Raw genomic sequence first — 17,909 nt, forward strand, 5'->3', positions numbered from 1 at the left:
GAAACGTGTCAGGTCAAGGGAATACGGTCGAGGTCGTTGCCGATGTGGACCCGGCCGTCGTAGCCCTGTTGTGCCCAGCGGCGCCACCGCGCGGTGTTGATGGGCCGCACGGCTTGGTCGCCGATGTGCGAGAGGATGAGGCGGGGCACGTCGGAGCGCTGCGCGATGGCGCCGACGTTCTGGACTTCCACGTGGGACTGGAGCAGGTGGCTGCGGAAGGCCGGCGACAAGGTGGCTCCTTGGACGTTGACCGCCTCGTGCACCAGCAGGTCCGAGCCCCGGGCGAGGGTTTCCAGATTGCTGGTGTAGGTGGTGTCTCCGGAGAAGGTGACCGAGCCGTAGGCGGTTTCGAAGCGGAAGGCGAAGGAGGGGAAGACCGGGCCGTGCGGGACCAGCACGGCGCTGACCCGCACCCGGTCGTCCTCCATGACCGGGAACGGGTTCATCGCCGGCGCTCGCTGGCCCAGGGGGTCGGCCCCGACGTCCGGGAGCCGGATTTCGCGTACGTCGACCAGGGTGCGGATGTCAGCGATCCCCGAGTCGCGCAGGAAGACGTTGGTGCTGTAGGCATAGGCGTCGTGACAGGACTGGGTCAGCTCGTACGTTCCCGGAGTGGGGTTGCCGGGGTTGACCGTCGGTGCTTGGCCGCCGCCGAACTTGGCCGGAAGCGCCCCGGCGGGGCCGGGTCCGTAGACCTGGACCGGGGTGGTGATGACGTCGTCACGGCTGTTCGGCAGTCCTCCGGCCATCAGGAAAATGTTGTAGTAGTCCGCGACATGGTCGGCGTGCAGGTGGGTCAGGAAGACGGCCTTGAGGTCGTCGAATCTCAGTCCGGCCCGCAGGTATTGCGTGGTGGCGCCGCGACCGCAGTCGATCAGGTAGGTCGCGCCGTCGACGACCAGCGCGGTCGAGATGCCCATGCGGTCAGGCTCTACCGGGGGTCCGGCCTGGGTGCCGAGGAGGATGAGCTCGGCGGCAGCACCATTGGCAGGCCGCGACGGGGCGGCCGACGCCGGTGCGGCGAAGCCGGTGCCGAGCAGGCCGGCCGCGGCCAGCGCTCCGCCGGCGCCCTGCAGCAGCCGGCGCCGTTGCACTGCCGGCGGACGGCCGCGTTCGACATCGGAAGTTTCCAGTTCGCACATGACTGCTCCCGTGATGAGGGTGGTGGAACCTGAGGGCAGGAGACGACGGGCCGTGGACTGTTCGCGAAAGGTGTTTCCGCCTATGCCCGGGAAGCGGCTGAGCCTTTGACTGTCCCGCGCCGGATCGCAACGGACAGCGGATCGGGTCGCCGACCGGGGCACGGCAAGCAGCACGGGGTCGCTGCCGCACTCAGCGGTCGGCGTGCCGGCGGAGGTAGTGGCTGACCAGTTCGTTGAACTCTTCGGCGCGTTCGACCTGGGACCAGTGCCCGCACTGGCTGAAAAGGTGTGCGTCGGCGTTGGGGATGGCATTCAGCAGTTCCCAGGTCCGCGAGACCGGGATGACCACGTCCTGCATCCCGTGGATCAGCAGGACGGGCATCTCGAGTTCCGAGAGCGCGTCGAGGTCGAGCGGCAACTCGTCCCGGTCGCGGTCGCGGGCCGCGACGACCTCTCGCAGCCGGCTCGACGCGCTGTCGTTCAACGCTGCCTGGTAGCGCAGGTTGACCAGTTCGTCGGTGACCAGGCCGGGGTCCACGACGAACTGCTCCAGCGTGCGGCGGATGCCGGCCGGCGACAGTTCCGGCTTGGCATGGCCTGCCAATGCCGCCGTCTTCTTCGCGCCCCCAGTGCCCATCGAGACGATGCCCAGGAGACGCTCGGGGGCGTCGATGGCGAGTTGCAGAGCGACCCAGCCGCCGATCGAGTTTCCGACGATCCACGTCTCGTCGATGCCCAATGCGTCGAGGACTCGCAGGGCGTGTCGTCCCCACTCTCGGATCCCGTACGCGGTACCCGGCGCGACGACGGTTTGGCCGTAGCCGATGGAGTCGATGGCGATGCACCGTCCCCGCTCCGCGAGGCAAGGCAGATTCAGCCACCAATTGGCGGCGGCGGTGACGCCGGTGCCTGAGCCGTGCAGGAAGAGGATCGGCGTCCCCTCGCCGAGTTCGTGATAATGCGTGAGTTCGCCGTCCGCGGTGGGCAACCACTTGTCGTCGAGGCCGAAGAAGGCGTGCGTTCGGTATTCGGGGATCTCGATGCCGGTCATCGGCATTCCTTTCACTGTGCTGTCCGGCACCGGCCGTGTGGCCGGGTCACGGCCGACGGGTGAGCTTCTCGATGACGGCGTGCACGCCGACGATGTTGTTCACCATCTGTGTCACGCGGACATCCGCGGCAATAGAGCAGAGGCTGTAGGCCTCTTCCGGATCGAGTCCTTCCTCGGACAGCCAGGTCACCAGATCGTCCACCGCGTCCTGGGCGGCGTCCTCGAGGGTTGTCCCGAAACCGAGGGAGATGAAATGAGTCTCGGTTTCGGCCCGGGGAGTGCGCAGCCGCGCTCCCGGCTCCACGGTGAACCGCAACCGCACGTGGTCCATGCCGGTTTCGATGGCGGTTTGGTTCACTTCGCCGTCCCCCTGGACCGCGTGGCCGTCACCGCAGTAGAAGCCAGCGCCGTCCCGAAAGACCGGGAGCCTGAGACGGGAGCCGACGACAAGTTCGGAGAGGTCCATGTTGCCGCCGAAGGGGCCGGGCTCCACCGTGCTACGCGCGCCGTCTTCGGCCGGTGCCACGCCCATGATGCCCAGGAAGGGTTTGAGAGGCACGCTCACCTTGCCTCCGAGCGTGGTGGTCATGGAATCGCGGTCCAGCTCGAAGTGGCGGATCGTCCCCGCGGGGAACCGGTCGCGGAGGACGCCCCTGCCCCGGGGCTGGGCTACGACGAGATTGAATCCATGGGCCGCGGGGGCGAGCGCCAGCACGTCCACCACCAAGGTGTCGCCGGGACGCGCTCCGCGCACGTGAATAGGGCCGGTGAGGGAGTGGGGACCGAGAGCGTCCGGGAAGGACGCCCGGAGGGCGGGAAAGTCCTCCATGACGGTCGCCGGCGTCACGCGATTGCCCCAATGCCCCCACGTCGACAGGGCGACCTCGTCGCCGGGATCGACGGTGAGCACGGGCGGTGCGGCCGTATCGATCACCCCGACCCGGACGGTGTCCGGTCCGGCAGGGAGCTCGTGGAGGCGGCCCACCGGCTCCGGCGAGTCCGCCGGAGCCGGGCAGGCGGACCTGCGCGTCACGCTTCGCCCGTTTCGCTGCGGTCCGGAACCCGTTCCCGTCGGATGGAGGCCAGCAGATGCTGGACCGCGCTGGTGGCGCCGGACTTGTTGTTGGCGAAGAGGATCCGGGCGAACTGCGCCCCGAGGTAGGGGTGGAACCCGAGGTCGTAGAGGGCGCGGAAGTCCCGTTCCTCGATGGCCGTGCGCTCGGCCGGGGTGAGGGGATAGCGGTCGAGCACGGCCGCCTCGTCCTTCTCGAACTCCTGGCGCAGCTCGCCGTTCCACTTGAGGTCCTGCACCAGATCGTGCGAGACCAAGGCTCGGTTGATGCTCTGCAGACTCATCGTGATCTCCTCTTCAGCGCCGGGCAGGCGCCGGGGTCATGTCCCAGCTGACGGCGCCGATGCCGCAGCGCCACTTGTCCCAGGCGGTGTAGCCGAGGACGGTGCAGGGGCGTTCGCCGATGGCTCCCATGACGAGGATCCAGCTCAGCAGCTCTTCGGTGCCGCCGCTGCCGGCCTCCTCCATCCGCTGCAGGGTGACTTCGGCCAGCACCTTGTCGTGGTCGCCGTTTCCGAGCAGGCCGAGGAACCAGTTGTCGAAGTCCTCGTCGATCCAGAAGTCCCGGACCCCTCCCGGCTCGTGGCTCATGCCGCCGGTGGCGAAGAGGCCGACGCGCAGGTCGGATGGGAGGTCGTTTTCGATGAGGTCGGCGAGTTGCCGGCCGATCTCGTAGCAGCGGCGTTGATCGGGGAAGGGCGGAACGGTGACGTTCTGGAGGACGGGGACGATCGGAATTCCGCTCGCCTCGATCTCGGTTTTCACCACCGGAACCGAGATGTTGTCGTCGAAGTTGAGGTTCTCGCGGGTCGCGGAGACGTGCACGCCCCGCCGGTTCAGGCCGTTGAAGATCTTTTCGGCGAGGTCCGGGCGTCCCGGAATCGCGTATTCGCCGCACGCCAGCCAGTCTTTGAAGAATTCGGCCGGGCCGCGGTGCTCGGGCGCCATGCCGACGATGAAATCCGGGTATTCCCGGATGCGATTGTTCGCCATGTGGTCGTTGGCCACCATGATGATCAGATCGAGATCGGCCGCTCGGATCTGCCGGGCCAGCGAACCGTAGGCGGAGCTGACCACCTGTTGCGACTCCCGGGGAGCCTGATCGAACATGCCGACCAGGCCCGGAGCGTGGCTCGCGGCCACGGCAAGGCTGATAGTGGCCATGGTGAGACTTCCTTTCCTGTTCGAACGGAGGATGCGGCGCGCTCGTCAGTTCCCGGCGCGCAGTGTCCGGGTCTGCTCCGGACGGATTTCCAGGGTGCCCGGGTCGATGTCGACGCCGTAGGCCGTGCGGGCCGCCTCGATCGAGACCACGCCTTCCCGGACGTCGCGCAGCACCATTTCAGCGGGGCGCAGACGCGGATCTCCGAAGCCGCCGCCACCGCTCGCGATGACTTCGACGACATCGCCCTTGTTGAGGGTGCAGAACGAATTCGAGTCGACCTCGACAGGCTCGGCGCCGGCCCGGGTCAAGGTCAGTCTCTGGACGATGCCCGGCTGGCCGCCGAGCAATCCCACGGGCGCGGTCTCGGGCAGGAAGCCGCTGCCGTAGGTGGCACAGGCGATGTCGTCGGCCAGCACCCGCCACCGGTAGCGCACGCCGAGACCGCCGCGCCACTGACCGGCCCCGGCGCTGTCGGGGAGGTATTCGAGCTCCTCCAGCAGGTACGGCGTGTCCAGTTCGTGCAGTTCGGGGTCCGGACTGCGCAGCCCGCCCAGGGTGTTCGACGGGGAGAGGTGGTCCCAGCCGTCGAAGCCCTCGGTGGCGCCGCTGCCGCCCTTGCCCAGGAAATGCAGGTCGCCGAAGTGCCGTCCGGTGCGGGGGTTCGTGCCCATCGTCGCGGGCGTGCACCAGCGGGCCCAGCCGGCGTGGGCGCGGCCGGGGACGGCCTGGGCGAGAGCCACCCAGACCGCGGAGGCGATGGCCTCACAGGTCGGGACGGTGCACGCGGCGACGGGTGCCGGGTCCTCCGGCCGCGTGATGGAGCCCTCCATGGCGATGACGTCGATCGGTTCGATGGCGCCGGCGTTGTAGCGAATGTCCGGGTCGATGCAGCCGAACAGGGCCAGGTGGGCCGAGGAGACCGTGTTGGCGATCGTGCTGTTGACGAAGCCTTTCGCCTGCTCGTCGCTCTCGCTGAAGTCGAAGGTGAGATGCTCGCCGTCGACCTTGACCGTCAGGGCGATTCGGTAGGAACGGTCTTTGTCGATGCCGTCGTTGTCGATCAGTGCGTCGGCGCGGTACTCCCCGTCGGGGATCTCGGCTATCGCGGCGCGGACCTGGCGTGCGCTCGCCCGCAGCAGTTCGTCGGCGGCATCGCTGACGGTCTGCCTGCCGTACTTCTCCAGGAGCGCCTTCAGCCGCCGTTCGCCGATCGCGGTGGCGCCGATCTGGCAGTTGAGGACGCTCTCCACGAGGGCGCTCATCCGCACGTTGGAGAGGATCAGCTGCCAGATGTCGCGCCGCGGCCGGCCCTTTTCGACGACGCGGGCGGGAGGGATGCGGAGGCCCTCCTCGAGGACATCCCGGGCTCCGGGGTTGAACCCGACGACGCCGCCACCGCCGACGTCGGCGTTGTGCCCCTTGGTCGTTGCCCAGAAGACCAGCTCTCCGTCCCAGAAGACCGGCCGGGCGATGGTGATGTCCGGCAGGTGCGAGCCGCCGTTGAACGGATCGTTGTGGATGAAGACGTCGCCGTCGTGCACGTCGTCCGCGAAGAACTCCGCGATGGCGCGCAAAGCGAAGGGCGTCGCCCCGCCGATGACGGGAATGTAGTGGGTCTGCGCGAGCAGCCGGCCGTCCGCGCTGAAGAGAGAAGTCGCGAAGTCGCGTGCTTCCACGAAAATCGGCGATCGCGACGTGCGCAGCATAGTCTGGCCCATCTCGCCGGTGATGCCGTCCAGGGCGCTGCCGATCACGGCCACGAGAATGGGGTTCGGCGTGGATTGCGTCGTTGCCATCTGGTTGATTCCCTTCCGGACCGGTCAGTTCGCCGGCTCGATGACGTAGTTGCCCTGCGCGTCCACCGTCATGGCGTAGCCCTCGAGGAGAACGACGGTGGTGGTGGGCTGCTCGATGATCGCGGGGCCGAGGACGCGGTTGTCCCGGCGCAGGGCGAGGCCGTCGTAGACGTCGGTCTGGACGGGCGAGCCGGAGAAGATCGCCTCGCGGGTTCCCTTGTGCGCGGCGGACGGGCACTCGCCCGCGGAGGGGTAGTCGGCGAGGACCGGCTTGGCGGTGCGGCCCAGCGCGGTGAGGCGCACGTTGATCAGCTCGGCTGCCTGTCCCGGCATCGCGTAGCCGTTGAGGGCCTCGTGCCGTTCCTCGAAGTCGGCGACCAGCTGCTTGAGCGACTCTCGGGTGAGCTCCCCGTCGAAGGCCACCGGAACCTCGATCTCGGTGAACTGGCCGATGTACCGCACGTCGGCGCTGAAGAGCAGGTCGATCGCGTCGTCTTCCACGTTCTCCGAGCGGAGCGTTTCGACGGCTTCGTCGCGCATCTCCCGGTACAGCTCGCTGACCCGGCCCAGGTCCAGGGAGTCGAGGTCCGAGACGAAGGTGCGCGCGTAGAGATGCTTGAGGTCGGTGAGAAGGGTGCCGACGGCGCAGAACACCGACGACTCCCGGGGGACGATGATGCGGGTGATCCCGAGTTCCTGCGCGATCGGCACCGCATGGATCGGCCCGGCGCCGCCGGCGACTACCATGGTGAATTCCCGGGGGTCGACACCGCGTTTGACCGACACGGCGCTGACGGCTTCGGCCATGGTCGCGTTCACCACCCGGTAAATGCCTTCGATCGCTTCGGCGACCGAGAGGCCCAGCGGTTTGGCAACCTTCTCCTCCACGGCCATGCGGGCCGCTTCCACGTCCAGGGAGAAGGCGCCGTCTCCGAACAGGCCCGGGTTCAGGTAACCCATGAGGAGATCCGCGTCGGTGGTCGTGGGATTCTCGCCGCCGCGGCCGTAGCAGGCGGGACCCGGGTTGGCGGTCGCGCTTTGCGGACCGACCCGGAGAATGCCGCCCGAGTCCACCCACACCAGCGAGCCGCCGCCCGCGCCCACGGTGTGAATGTCGAGCATGGGCAGGGCAACGCGGTATCCGCCGATCTCGCTGTCGCTGGTCAGCAGCGACTCGCCGGCGCGCACCAGTGCGACGTCGAAACTCGTGCCGCCCATGTCGACGGCGATGACGTCCTCGGAGCCGTGCCGGCGGGCGTACTGCAGAGCCGCGCCCGGTGCTGCTGCCGGCCCGGACATGAGCGCGTTGACCGCCGATTCGCTGGCGATTTCGGGCGACATCACCCCGCCGTTGGACTGCACGATAAGCAGGGTTCCGCCGAAGCCGCGGTCTGCCAGCTGCCGCTTGATATTCGCCAGGTAATTCTGCAGCTTGGGGCCGACGAAGGCGTTCAGGACCGTGGTGCTGTGTCGTTCGTAGGCGCGGATCTGGGGCACGACATCGCTGGATATCGTGACGAAGACTCCGGGGAGCTCTTCGCGCAGGATTTCCGCGGTGCGCCGTTCGTGCGCGGGAGCCAGGAAGGACCACAGATAGGAGACCGCGATCGCCTCGACGCCCTGTTCGCGGAATTGGCGCGCTGCCGAACGCACGTCCTCTTCGTGCAGCGCGATGATCTCATTGCCGGATACGTCGACACGTTCGCGGACCGTGGCGATGAGATCACGGGGCACGAGCGGAACCGGCGGTGCGTACTTGGAGTCGTTCTGCCGCTCTCGGATGCCGCGGCGCATGTTCAGCAGGTCGCGGAAGCCGTGCGTCGTGACGAAGCCGGTTCTCGCCCCTTGCCGGGTCAGGACGGCGTTGGTCGCGATCGTCGTGCCGTGCACGATCGTGGAGACCGTGCCGAGAAAGCCCTCGAGTGACTCTCCGAAGCTGTCCGCCGCTTTGGTCAACCCGTTCAGCAACCCGACGGAGGGGTCGTGCGGGGTCGTCGGGGATTTGTAGATCCGGGAGGCACCGTTCCCCTCGATCACGAATAGGTCGGTGAAAGTGCCTCCGATGTCAATTCCGATCCTTCGTCCGGCCTTGTTGCTTGCGTTCGTCATCGGGAAACTCCATTGCGTCGAACCGGGCATGCGAGAGACCAAGGAGCGCATCAGCACAATTACCGCGGGCGGGTAAAGCGGGGCCGGCGCGAACCACATCCGGTATTCACCGGGGTCGGTGTTTCCGCGACCGTAACCCGCTCGACATCGGGTCGGCAACGCGCCGTTCGGCTCAGCCGAACGCCGGGCGGACAGCGCAGGTCAGGGTGCGTGCTCGGAGAGCCGTCGCGTTGCCTCGAGCACGTCGCGGAGGTAGGCGTCCCCGTGGCTCGCCCGGCGGTGTTCGGGAAAGCTCATGCTCAACGCCCACGGCACGTCGCCGTGCCGGTTGCTGATCGGGGCGGCGACGCAGCACATGCCTTCCACAGCTTCCCCGACGTCCAGTGCATACCCGCGCTGGCGAACCGAGGACAGTTCCGTCTCCAGCTCCGCCAGCGTCGTGATGGACCTGGGCGTGCGGGGCTTCGGCTCTCCGCAGACGTCTCGGAGGTCGCTCGGCGAGAGGCGGGCCAGCAGCACCTTGCCGACCGCCGTGCAGTGCGCCGGAAGCCGTTCGCCCGGCCGGGTCGCATTCACGCGGACGCCGGTGTGCGGTGCGATCTTCTCGAGGTAGACGACTTCGCCGCGGTAGCGGGTCGCCAGCTGAACCGTCTGGTGGTGAGTATCGACCAGGGCGCGCATTTCCGTCCAAGCCGGACCGGAGATCTCCGAGGTCGCCCGCGAGCGGAGGCCGAGCTGGAAGGAGCGCCATCCGAGCCGGTAGCGGCCGCGCCCGGTGCGGCGGAGGAGCCCGAGGTCGACCATGCTCTGCATGCCGTCCCAGACAGTGGTCTTCGGCAGGTCCAGCGCCGCGCACACGTCGGCGACCGTCCACTCGGGAGTGTCGGAGGAGAAGAGATCCAGCATCCGCACGGCCCGTTCGAGACCGTCGATCACGGCGCGTCCATTGCCCGCATGACGGCAGAATACCGCGTCTTCATCGCCGGCGAGCCGACCGGCGGTCGGTCAGGTTCGAGAGGTCGCGGGCGGATCCGATGCGCTGCAACCGGAATCCCGTCCGGCGGACCGCTCGACGCGCCTTGACGAATCGGACGCGGGCAGCGAGGATCGGCGAAGCTGAGCGAACAGGCGTTGTCCGACGGCCTTGACTCGCAACGGTTTCTGCCCGCGCCGTCGCCCGCGGGACTTGCCCGGAAAACCACCGCAAGAGCGCCGGAAGCGTTCGCGATTCGCTAGTGGACCGCGTGCGGCGAGCGAGCGGGTGCGGCGCGGTGCACGGTGGCGTCGGCCGGCGGGACCGGGATCGTCGGCGACTCGGCGGGGTTGACATGCCGCACCGCGCTGATTACGTTCGCCGAACTGGATACACTTCTGTGTTCACTTTTCGCGGGAGGCGCTATGTCAGCCGCCAACAGCCCCTTGCTGCCGGTCCTCCGGACTCGCTCGACCGACGATCCGGACGTGGTCGCCGAACAGCGAGCCGACGACTACAGCAACCACCTCGTCCCCGTCACCGCCCGCGTAGGCCGCTGGCAGTTGACGATGTCTTTCTGGTCGCTGCTGAGCGCGATGGTCTGGTTGTTCTACGGAGCACTGGTCGGCAGCCTGTACGGAACCCGCGACGCCCTGATCGCGATCGCCGTGTCCGTGGCGAGCTACTCGCTGATCAATGCCGTCTTCGCGCGGTGGGGCATGCGCAGCGGCCTCAACAGCACACTGCTTTCGAGACGGATGTTCGGGGCGTACGGCGCATCTCTTACCGCCCTGCTCATCGCTGCGAACACGACCTACTACGCCGTCTTCGAGAGCAGCACGCTCGCCGTCGCCTTCCAGCACTACACGCCGGGATGGGACATCCGGGTCTGGTACGCGATCGTCGCGGTGTGCATGCTGCCGTTGATGCTCGGCAGCGTCCAGACCTGGATGGCGAGGCTGAACTCGATCCTCTTGCCGTTGTACGTCGCCGGCATCGTCGCCGCCGTCGTCGTGGCCGCAGTCCGGGTCCCGGGCACGGCCTGGCTGGGCTTCGCCGGGGTCGTGCCGGACCAGGCGCGCGCGCTGCCCGGCTGGCTGCTCGGAGCGATCTTGTACATGGGCATCTACCTGACGATGCCGACGACCGTGGACTTCGCTCGGCTGGCCCGGCCCGCCGACCGGAAGTTCCATCGCCGGGTGACGTTCACCTGGCCGTTCTACGTCTGGCTGTTCGCCGTCAACGGCGTGGTCGGGATATTCCTGGTCCGCACCGTCCTGCCGCAGGACCCGACGGCCGAAACCGGGGTGGTGCAAGCGCTGCTGGCCACGCTCGGGGTCGGCGGGCTCGTCCTGATCGTGGTGTCGCAGACCAGGATCAACAGCCTCAACTACTACCAGGCGTCCTCCAATCTGCGCCGGGTGCTCAACACCGTGTTCGGCGTGCGGATCCATCGGCTCGTCCTGGTCGTCGTGGTGACCGGCCTGGCGTTCCTGATGATGCTCACGGACGTGTTCAGCTATCTCCAGCGGGCACTGGCGTGGCAAGGCGTGTTCTTCGTCAGCTGGGTCAGCATCATGGTGACGCACTACGCGCTGGTGCCGTCGGACCGGGCGCGCGGACCGGAGTTCCGCGCCCGGCGGCTTCCCGCGGTCACCTGGGGATTGGGGATCTGGGTGTTGTCGTCGGCGGTCGGCATCCTGCTGACGGAGGCCACCTGGGTGGTCCCGTGGCTGAAGGCGGCGGCGCCCTTGGCGGCAGTCGTGGTGAGCGTTCCCGGATACGCCCTCGTGCTCAAGACGCGGACCGGCATGCCCCGGTCCGGGCCTGATCCGCGTCTCGAGGTGGCGGACCCGGGCGGAACCTGGCTCGAGTGCCATCGCTGCGAGAAGTCCTATGTGGTGCTGGAGATGGACCGGGACCCCAACGCACGGAACGCCCCGATCTGCGACGCCTGCGCGACGGCTCGCCGGAGCTGACCGCGGTGTCCGCAAGCCGTGCGGGGCAAGGGAAACCGGCCGGACCTCCCGGCGGCCGTCCCTCGTTCCGGGAACCGGCCCAGTGCCGACGCCGTGCAGAGCGCCCGGGCAACCGCCGGACGCCGGTGCGGCCACGACTCGCGGCCTGGCCGCGGAAAGGATGACCATGGGAGTGCTGGACGGCAAGGTCGTTGTCTCCACCGGTGCCGGGGCGGGCATCGGCCGGGCGACAGTGGCGAGATTCGTGCGCGAGGGCGCGCGAGTCGTCGCGGTCGACCTCTCGGCGACCGTCGAGGAAACCAAGTCCGATTTCGGCGACCGGGTGCTGCCGGTGGTGGCGGATGTCAGCACCTGGGAAGGGAACACGGAGGCCGCGGGCGCCGCACTGCGGCGCTGGGGGCGGATCGACTGCTTCGTGGGGAACGCGGGCATCACCGACGGTGCTGTCCCGTTGGAGTCGGTGCCCGGTGCTGACCTGCCGCGTGCGTTCGGCGAGGTCTTCGGGGTCAACGTGCTGGCTCCGTTGCTGGGGGTGCGAGCGTGCCTGGACGCCTTGACGGAGTCCAGGGGATCGGTGATCTTGACCGGTTCGTACGCGAGCACTAACGCCGCCGGCGGCGGCGCGCTCTATACGCCGTCCAAACACGCAGTGCTCGGCATCATCCGGCAGCTCGCGTACGAACTGGCCCCAGACATCCGGGTCAACGGCGTGGCGCCGGGCGTCGCGCCGACTCGGTTGAAGGGCACCGCCGCGCTGGGACAAGGCGCGACTGACTCGGTCTTGGACGGGACGCGATCGGCACTGCCGTTGCAAGAGATTCCCGACGTCGACGCCTATGCGGGAGTGTTCGTTCTGCTCGCGTCCGACGAGTCGAGGGTGATGACCGGCAGCCTCGTGCAGGCCGACAGCGGCCTCGCCGTGCGCGGCATCGCCCGCCCTGGCGGCCGCGTCGTCGTCGAGAGCGCGCAGTGACCGCCGTCGACTCGGCTCCCGCGCATTCGCTGACCGGGCTTACCGCCGTCGTCACCGGGGGACGTCAGGGGATCGGGGCAGCGATCGCCCGGGCGCTGCTGCGCCACGGCGCGCGCGTGTTCGTATGCGGGCGTTCCTGCGAAGGCGTCGCTGCCGCGGTGGATGCCTTGCACCACGAGGGACTGACCGGTGCCCGCGGATTCGCCGGGGACCTCAGCGAGGCCGGAGCACGGCACGAGCTGTTGCGGGATTGCGGCCGTGCGGACATTTTGGTCAACAACGCGGGCGGATTCCTGGAACCGACTCGGACCCTCGACACCACCCGGGCCGAGTGGGAGGAGCAGCTCCGGCTCAATCTGACTCTGCCGTTTCTGCTGTGCCGGGACTTCTTGCCGCCCATGATCGACAACGGCTGGGGCCGGATCGTGAACATCGGGACGGTCGCCGCCACTGCTCCGCAGCTCGGCAACTCGGCCGCGTACGTGGCGGCGAAATCGGGGCTGGTCGGATTCACCCGGCAGCTCGCCGCGGAGGTCGCGCACCACGGGGTGACCGCGAACGTGCTCAATCCCGGGACCATCCGGACCGAGCACCTGGCGGACTACCTCGAATCCTCCGGCCAGCGCGAGGAGGATCTCGCCGCGCGGATTCCGGTCGGCCGGCTCGGCCGCGCGGCCGAAATCGGCGATCTGGTGCCGGCGCTGGTTTCGCGCAGCGCGGGCTTTCTGACCGGCGCGGTGATCGATGTCAACGGAGCCGCGGTCTCGTCCTGACGCGGGCTGCCCAAAGGAGAAGAAGCGCACATGGGAATGCTGGACGGCAAGGTCGCTCTCGTCACCGGGGGCGCCAACGGCATCGGCCGCGCGGTCGTCGAGTCCTATTTGGACGAAGGAGCGCGCGTGGCCGTCCTCGACCGGGACGCCGACGGGCTCGCGCGGCTCGAGGCCGGGCTGGGCGGCGACGAGCTGCTGACCGTTGCCGGATCGGTCGAACTGCTCGCGGACAACCAGCGCGCGGTAGCGGCGACAACGGAACGCTTCGGCCGGCTGGACGTATTCGTCGGCAACGCCGGGGTCGGCGCGGGAAATCTGCTGCTGTCGGAGATTCCGCTGGAACGGCTCGAATCCGCAGTGGACGAAATGTTCGACATCAACGTCAAAGCCTACTTGCTGGGCGCGCGCGCCGCGCTGGGCCCGTTGCTGCGATCGGACGGTCCGGCCATGGTGTTCAGCTGCTCCATCGCCAGCTTCCGGGCAGTCGACGACGGCGTTCTCTATGTGTCGAGCAAGCACGCGGACGCCGGGATCGTCCGCGGCCTGGCTTGGGAACTTGCACCGCGCATCCGGGTCAACGGGGTCGCGATCGGCGTGGCCAGAACGCGCATGGAGGGGCTTCGCAGCCTCGGCCAGCAACCGATCGACGCGGTGCTGCCCGGTGCGGAGCAGGTCATCCCGCTCGGATTCGTGCCCGAGCCGCGCGACTACGGCGCAGGCTTCGTCTATCTGGCCTCCGACCGGGCCCGCGTCGTGACCGGAGAGTGCCTCTGGGCCGACAGCGGCTTCGGGATTCGCGGCATCGGCGCGCCCTCGGGCGGCTCCCGCCTGGACGTCGACCGGATCGGCCGGGAGGGCTGACAAGCGCCGCGAAGCCAAGCAACCACGGAAAAGCCACCGGACTCGTTGTCCGCTCGCCGCAGCCAGTGTTCGCCCCGCCTGAACGAGGAGTTGCCATGGAGTTCCCGCACCTGTTCGCCCCCGCCCGGATCGGCTCGCTCGAGCTGCGCAACCGGGTGGTGAAATCACCGCAGACCACCGCGACGGCCAATCCGGACGGGACGGTGACCGAGCGGACCGTGAACCACTACCGCGCGCTGGGCGAGGGCGGCGCCGGGCTGGTCATGGTCGAATACACCTACGTCGACGACGACGCCAGCAAATCCATTCACGGGCAGACCGGGATCAGCCGCCGCGACCACGTGGCCGGGCTGGGCTGGCTCGCCGACGAGGTGAAGTCGACCGGCGCGCGGATCGGTCTGCAGCTGGTGCACTGCGGCCGCCAGAAGTTCCTCGGCACCACCCCGCTCAAGTCCGCTTCGACCTCGTCGTGGGACTACGTCGAGCGGCAATACGGCAACCGGCCGCAAGCCATGACGGCGGAGGAGATCCACGGCGTCGTACGGGCGTTCGGCGATGCCGCGGAGCGCGCGTGGCGGGCGCGCTTCGACCTGGTCGAAATCCATGCCGGACACGGGTATCTGCTGACGAATTTCCTTTCTCCGCACACGAACGACCGCGAGGACGAGTACGGCGGTTCCGCGGAGAACCGGCGGCGGATCGTGCTGGAGGTCGCCGAGGAAGTGCGGCGCCGGCTGCCGCGCGAGTTCCCGCTGAGCTTCCGGGTTTCGGTGAGCGACTACGAACCGGACGGCATCACCGGCGAGGAGACCGTGGCGCTGTGCGCGGAGCTGGAGAAGCGCGGGGTCGACGTGATCCACGCTTCGGGCGGTCATCACGCCCGGATGGAATGGGAGGTCAGCAGCTGGGACATGCCTCGCCAGCCGCATCGCTGGGGGTGGGAGGCCATCCGTGCGGAGGTCGGGATTCCGGTGATCGCCTCCGGCTCGCTGGTCTCGCCTGAGCTCGCCGAGGAAATCCTCGCCGCGGGCAGTGCCGATCTCGTGTCGCTGGGCCGCGCGATGCTGGCCGACCCCGCGTGGGCGGAAAAAGCGCGGACCGGCCGCGTGCTCGAGATCGTGCCGTGCATCCGGTGCAACGACGGCTGTCTCTTCCGCGGTCTCGACGCTGGCCGCAGCACGGGTTGCACAGTGAACCCGAACATGGGCGAGGAGGGGCGCTATCCGGTCGTCGCGGCCGCGACCTCGCGCAGGTTCGCTGTCGTCGGCGGCGGACCGGCGGGGTTGAAGGCAGCGGCGGTGCTCCATGATCGCGGCCACGAGGTCACTCTCCACGAGAGCAACCGGCTCGGCGGCCTGCTCAATCACGCGGAGGGCGCACGGGTGAAACAGGACATCGCCGGGCTGCTGCGGCACCTGGTACACGAGGTCGACCGTCGCGGGATCAAAGTCGTCTACGAGACCGCGACGGCGGAATCGCTTGCCGGGCAAGGGTATGCCGGCGTGGTAGTCGCCACCGGCGCTGCCGATCGGCCGTTCGCGGGCGACATCGCGGACGGCGCGAACGTGGTCCGGGCGCAGGACGCGCTAGCCGCGGCCGCGGCGGGCTGCCGGGTGGTCATCGTCGGCGGCGGCTTCCAAGGCGTCGAAACCGCCCTGCGCCTGTCCGAAGCGGACGGGGCCGAGATCACGGTGCTCGAACGCGGCGACCGGCTCCTGACCGGCGACGAGGTCGTCTACGACGTGCTCCACCTGCCGTCGCGCCTTGCGGAGGAAGGGTTGTCCGTTCGGCTCGCCGCGGAGGTGACGGAGATCCGGAACGGGAGCGTGTTGCTGGCTGGGCGCGAGCAGGTGGCGGCGGATGTCGTCGTGCTGGCGCTCGGCCGGCAACAGCGCGACGCCGGCTTGCCGGAGGCGCTGGCTTCAGCGGGAATCGAAGTGTCCGTCGTCGGCTCCGCGGAGCGTCCCGGGCGCATCCTCGACGCCTTGCACAGCTCGTTCTTCGCCGCTCGCCGGCTCTGAAGACCAGAGCACGAAGGGTTGGCATCCAAAAGTGTATCCACTATGGTGACTGGTAACCGGCGAAGGGAATCCGCATGAGTGGCCCCACCTCCGATCTCCACGCGGAGATTCGCGACTGGATGTACGCCGAGGCTGAGCTTCTCGACGACGGTTTCGAGCGCAAGTGGCTCGAGACGATGGTGAGCAAGGACATCGTGTACCAAGTCCCGTTGCGGCAGACGGTCGAACGCGCTCGGGGGGCGGGCTGGGTCGACGGCACCTACCACCTCGACGAGCGCTACGGGTCGCTCGAAACCCGGGTCGCGCGGAACGAGACGCAATATGCCTGGGCGGAGGACCCGCCGTCGCGGATCCGGCATTTCGTCACCAACCTGCGCGTCCGCGAGGACGCTGACGGGCTGGTCCGGGCGCGGACGAATCTGCTGGTCTACCGCACCCGGCAGGACGGAGTCGTTCCGCAGATGCTGTCCGGCGAGCGCTGGGACGTCCTGCGCCGCGAGGACGGCGTGCTGCGCCTGCTCGAGCGGCGGATGCTGCTCGACCTGACCGCCATCGGCACCCACAACCTGTCCATTTTCTTCTGATCCGGCCCCAGGGAAGGCATTCCGCGATGACCCAGACGACGCCTCCTTCGACGGCGGACCGCATCCTGGCCGAACTCGCCGAAGGGCTCCCGTCCGGCGAGATTCCGGCGACGCTGTACGGCGACACCGAGCTCTACCAGCGCGAGAAGCGCAACATTTTCGCCCGCTGCTGGGTGTATCTCGCGCACGAGTCCGAGATCGCCGCGAAAGGTGACTATGTCCTGCGCAAGATCGGCGAGGACTACTTCGTCGTCGTGCGCGACGAGGACGGCGGCGTGAACGTCCTGTTCGACGCGTGCCGCCACCGGGGCGTGCAGATCTGCCGTGCGGACGCGGGCAATACGTCGCACTTCCGCTGCCCGTATCACGGCTGGACCTACGACACCAAGGGCAATCTCGTCGGCGCCCCGTTGTGGAAGAACGCGTTCGGCGGCATGGACAAGTCCAAGAACGGGCTCGTCGGCGCGGCGAAAGTCGAGAGCTACCACGGGCTCGTGTTCGCCACGCTCGACGAGAGCGCGCCGCCGCTGCGGGAATACCTCGGCGGGATGGCGTGGTACCTAGACCTGGTTTTCGGGCTGAACGAGCATGGCGTGGAAGTGCTGGGCGCGCCGCAGCGGTTCGTCATCGACGCGAACTGGAAGTCCGGCGCGGACAACTTCTCGGGCGACGACTACCACCTGGGCACCCTGCACAAGTCAGTGTGGGAGATCGGCGCGTTCCCCGTGCCGTTCGCCGCCAATATGATGGGCTACCACATCCAGGCCTCGCCCGGGCATTCCCTTTCGTTCTCCATGGCGCCGGACCAGGACGAGCCCGGTCCGCGGTTCTTCGGCTTCCCGGAACGGCTCGCGAATTCCTTCACCAGCGACCGGATCAGCGACCATCAGCTCGACGTCGCCCGCCGTTCGCGGGTGTTCGTCGGCAACGTCTTCCCGAACTTCTCGATCCTCGCGCTCCCGATGACCGAGGACGGATCGCACTATCCGCCGACCGCGGTGCTCACCGTCCGGGTGTGGCAGCCGGTCAGCGAGTCGAAATTCGAGATCTGGAACTGGTTCCTCGGCTACAAGAACATGACGCCCGAGGAGAAGGACCGCTCGTACCGCGCCGGCCTAGGCACGTTCTCGATGGGCGGAGCGTTCGAAATGGACGATACCGAACCGTGGATCACGGTGGGGCGCACCGGCCGTTCGACCGCGGCCGAGGTGCTCGGGCTGAAGCTGAACTACCAGATGGGCATGCCCGGCATCGGCATCGCGCATCCGGTGAGCGAATGGCCCGGGCCGGGAACGGTGTACTGGACGCGGTACGAGGAAGGCGTGCAGCGCAACCTGTTCCGCTTCTACCACGCCATGATGACCGCGGAACCCGGCTCCTGGCCCTCGCTCACGTTCGAGGACGAGTGAC

General features: G+C 68.5%; 15 protein-coding genes. 7 read left to right on the forward strand and 8 right to left on the reverse strand.

Annotated elements, in window-relative coordinates:
- Positions 1 to 8 precede the first annotated feature (8 nt).
- The 8 genes from L942_RS41505 to L942_RS41540 all read right to left on the reverse strand — a co-directional run bounded on the left by L942_RS41505 (position 9) and on the right by L942_RS41540 (position 9,271).
- The gene (locus L942_RS41505) at positions 9 to 1,142 is read right to left on the reverse strand and encodes an MBL fold metallo-hydrolase (RefSeq protein WP_081655438.1); all 1,134 of its coding nucleotides are present in this window, start codon (positions 1,140 to 1,142) and stop codon (positions 9 to 11) included.
- 190 nt (positions 1,143 to 1,332) lie between these two features.
- Positions 1,333 to 2,193, reverse strand: a complete 861-nt coding sequence (locus tag L942_RS41510) for an alpha/beta fold hydrolase (protein ID WP_037370833.1) — start codon at positions 2,191 to 2,193, stop codon at positions 1,333 to 1,335.
- Positions 2,194 to 2,239: 46 nt separating this feature from the next.
- Positions 2,240 to 3,127, reverse strand: a complete 888-nt coding sequence (locus L942_RS41515) for an acetamidase/formamidase family protein (protein ID WP_158684618.1) — start codon at positions 3,125 to 3,127, stop codon at positions 2,240 to 2,242.
- A 95-nt stretch (positions 3,128 to 3,222) separates the two neighbouring features.
- On the reverse strand, positions 3,223 to 3,549 hold the full coding sequence (locus L942_RS41520) for a hypothetical protein (RefSeq protein ID WP_037370834.1): 327 nt from the start codon (positions 3,547 to 3,549) through the stop codon (positions 3,223 to 3,225).
- A gap of 13 nt (positions 3,550 to 3,562) precedes the next feature.
- Complete coding sequence (locus tag L942_RS41525; protein WP_037370835.1) at positions 3,563 to 4,429, reverse strand: hypothetical protein; 867 nt, start codon at positions 4,427 to 4,429, stop codon at positions 3,563 to 3,565.
- Between the two features lie 45 nt (positions 4,430 to 4,474).
- Positions 4,475 to 6,226, reverse strand: a complete 1,752-nt coding sequence (locus L942_RS41530; protein WP_037370836.1) for a hydantoinase B/oxoprolinase family protein — start codon at positions 6,224 to 6,226, stop codon at positions 4,475 to 4,477.
- Between the two features lie 24 nt (positions 6,227 to 6,250).
- The gene (locus L942_RS41535) at positions 6,251 to 8,335 is read right to left on the reverse strand and encodes a hydantoinase/oxoprolinase family protein (RefSeq protein WP_037370837.1); all 2,085 of its coding nucleotides are present in this window, start codon (positions 8,333 to 8,335) and stop codon (positions 6,251 to 6,253) included.
- A 201-nt stretch (positions 8,336 to 8,536) separates the two neighbouring features.
- Positions 8,537 to 9,271 carry an IclR family transcriptional regulator gene (locus tag L942_RS41540; RefSeq protein ID WP_037370838.1) on the reverse strand — a complete coding sequence of 245 codons (735 nt, stop codon included), beginning with the start codon at positions 9,269 to 9,271 and terminating at the stop codon, positions 8,537 to 8,539.
- A 462-nt stretch (positions 9,272 to 9,733) separates the two neighbouring features.
- Here L942_RS41540 and L942_RS41545 point away from each other — a divergent pair, with 462 nt between their 5' ends.
- The 7 genes from L942_RS41545 to L942_RS41575 all read left to right on the forward strand — a co-directional run bounded on the left by L942_RS41545 (position 9,734) and on the right by L942_RS41575 (position 17,908).
- A complete protein-coding gene (locus L942_RS41545; protein ID WP_051166599.1) occupies positions 9,734 to 11,287 on the forward strand; it encodes a purine-cytosine permease family protein in 1,554 nt (517 codons plus the stop codon).
- A gap of 166 nt (positions 11,288 to 11,453) precedes the next feature.
- Positions 11,454 to 12,260, forward strand: a complete 807-nt coding sequence (locus L942_RS41550; protein ID WP_037370839.1) for an SDR family oxidoreductase — start codon at positions 11,454 to 11,456, stop codon at positions 12,258 to 12,260.
- Positions 12,257 to 13,033 carry an SDR family NAD(P)-dependent oxidoreductase gene (locus L942_RS41555; RefSeq protein WP_051166601.1) on the forward strand — a complete coding sequence of 259 codons (777 nt, stop codon included), beginning with the start codon at positions 12,257 to 12,259 and terminating at the stop codon, positions 13,031 to 13,033. Before L942_RS41550 ends, L942_RS41555 begins: the two co-directional genes overlap by 4 nt.
- A gap of 30 nt (positions 13,034 to 13,063) precedes the next feature.
- Positions 13,064 to 13,894: an SDR family oxidoreductase gene (locus L942_RS41560; RefSeq protein WP_037370840.1), complete on the forward strand. Its 831-nt coding sequence runs from the start codon at positions 13,064 to 13,066 to the stop codon at positions 13,892 to 13,894.
- Positions 13,895 to 13,989: 95 nt separating this feature from the next.
- Positions 13,990 to 15,915 (forward strand): oxidoreductase, encoded by a 1,926-nt coding sequence (locus tag L942_RS41565; protein ID WP_037370841.1) that lies wholly within the window; start codon positions 13,990 to 13,992, stop codon positions 15,913 to 15,915.
- A 74-nt stretch (positions 15,916 to 15,989) separates the two neighbouring features.
- Positions 15,990 to 16,499 (forward strand): aromatic-ring-hydroxylating dioxygenase subunit beta, encoded by a 510-nt coding sequence (locus tag L942_RS41570; protein WP_037370842.1) that lies wholly within the window; start codon positions 15,990 to 15,992, stop codon positions 16,497 to 16,499.
- Positions 16,500 to 16,525: 26 nt separating this feature from the next.
- A complete protein-coding gene (locus L942_RS41575) occupies positions 16,526 to 17,908 on the forward strand; it encodes an aromatic ring-hydroxylating oxygenase subunit alpha (RefSeq protein ID WP_051166602.1) in 1,383 nt (460 codons plus the stop codon).
- The last annotated feature ends 1 nt before the right edge of the window (position 17,909 follow it).

The sequence above is a fragment of the Amycolatopsis orientalis DSM 43388 genome, assembly GCF_000411975.1.
GTDB classification, from domain to species: Bacteria; Actinomycetota; Actinomycetes; order Mycobacteriales; family Pseudonocardiaceae; genus Amycolatopsis; species Amycolatopsis orientalis_D.

Bases quoted from the DNA above. Each gene is read 5' to 3' on its own strand.
- L942_RS41565 (WP_037370841.1), top strand. From the start codon at position 13,990: ATGGAGTTCCCGCACCTGTTCGCCCCCGCCCGGATCGGCTCGCTCGAG.
- L942_RS41530 (WP_037370836.1), bottom strand. From the start codon at position 6,226: ATGGCAACGACGCAATCCACGCCGAACCCCATTCTCGTGGCCGTGATC.
- L942_RS41560 (WP_037370840.1), top strand. From the start codon at position 13,064: ATGGGAATGCTGGACGGCAAGGTCGCTCTCGTCACCGGGGGCGCCAAC.
- L942_RS41550 (WP_037370839.1), top strand. From the start codon at position 11,454: ATGGGAGTGCTGGACGGCAAGGTCGTTGTCTCCACCGGTGCCGGGGCG.
- L942_RS41525 (WP_037370835.1), bottom strand. From the start codon at position 4,429: ATGGCCACTATCAGCCTTGCCGTGGCCGCGAGCCACGCTCCGGGCCTG.
- L942_RS41535 (WP_037370837.1), bottom strand. From the start codon at position 8,335: ATGACGAACGCAAGCAACAAGGCCGGACGAAGGATCGGAATTGACATC.
- L942_RS41505 (WP_081655438.1), bottom strand. From the start codon at position 1,142: ATGTGCGAACTGGAAACTTCCGATGTCGAACGCGGCCGTCCGCCGGCA.
- L942_RS41510 (WP_037370833.1), bottom strand. From the start codon at position 2,193: ATGACCGGCATCGAGATCCCCGAATACCGAACGCACGCCTTCTTCGGC.
- L942_RS41570 (WP_037370842.1), top strand. From the start codon at position 15,990: ATGAGTGGCCCCACCTCCGATCTCCACGCGGAGATTCGCGACTGGATG.
- L942_RS41520 (WP_037370834.1), bottom strand. From the start codon at position 3,549: ATGAGTCTGCAGAGCATCAACCGAGCCTTGGTCTCGCACGATCTGGTG.
- L942_RS41575 (WP_051166602.1), top strand. From the start codon at position 16,526: ATGACCCAGACGACGCCTCCTTCGACGGCGGACCGCATCCTGGCCGAA.
- L942_RS41545 (WP_051166599.1), top strand. From the start codon at position 9,734: ATGTCAGCCGCCAACAGCCCCTTGCTGCCGGTCCTCCGGACTCGCTCG.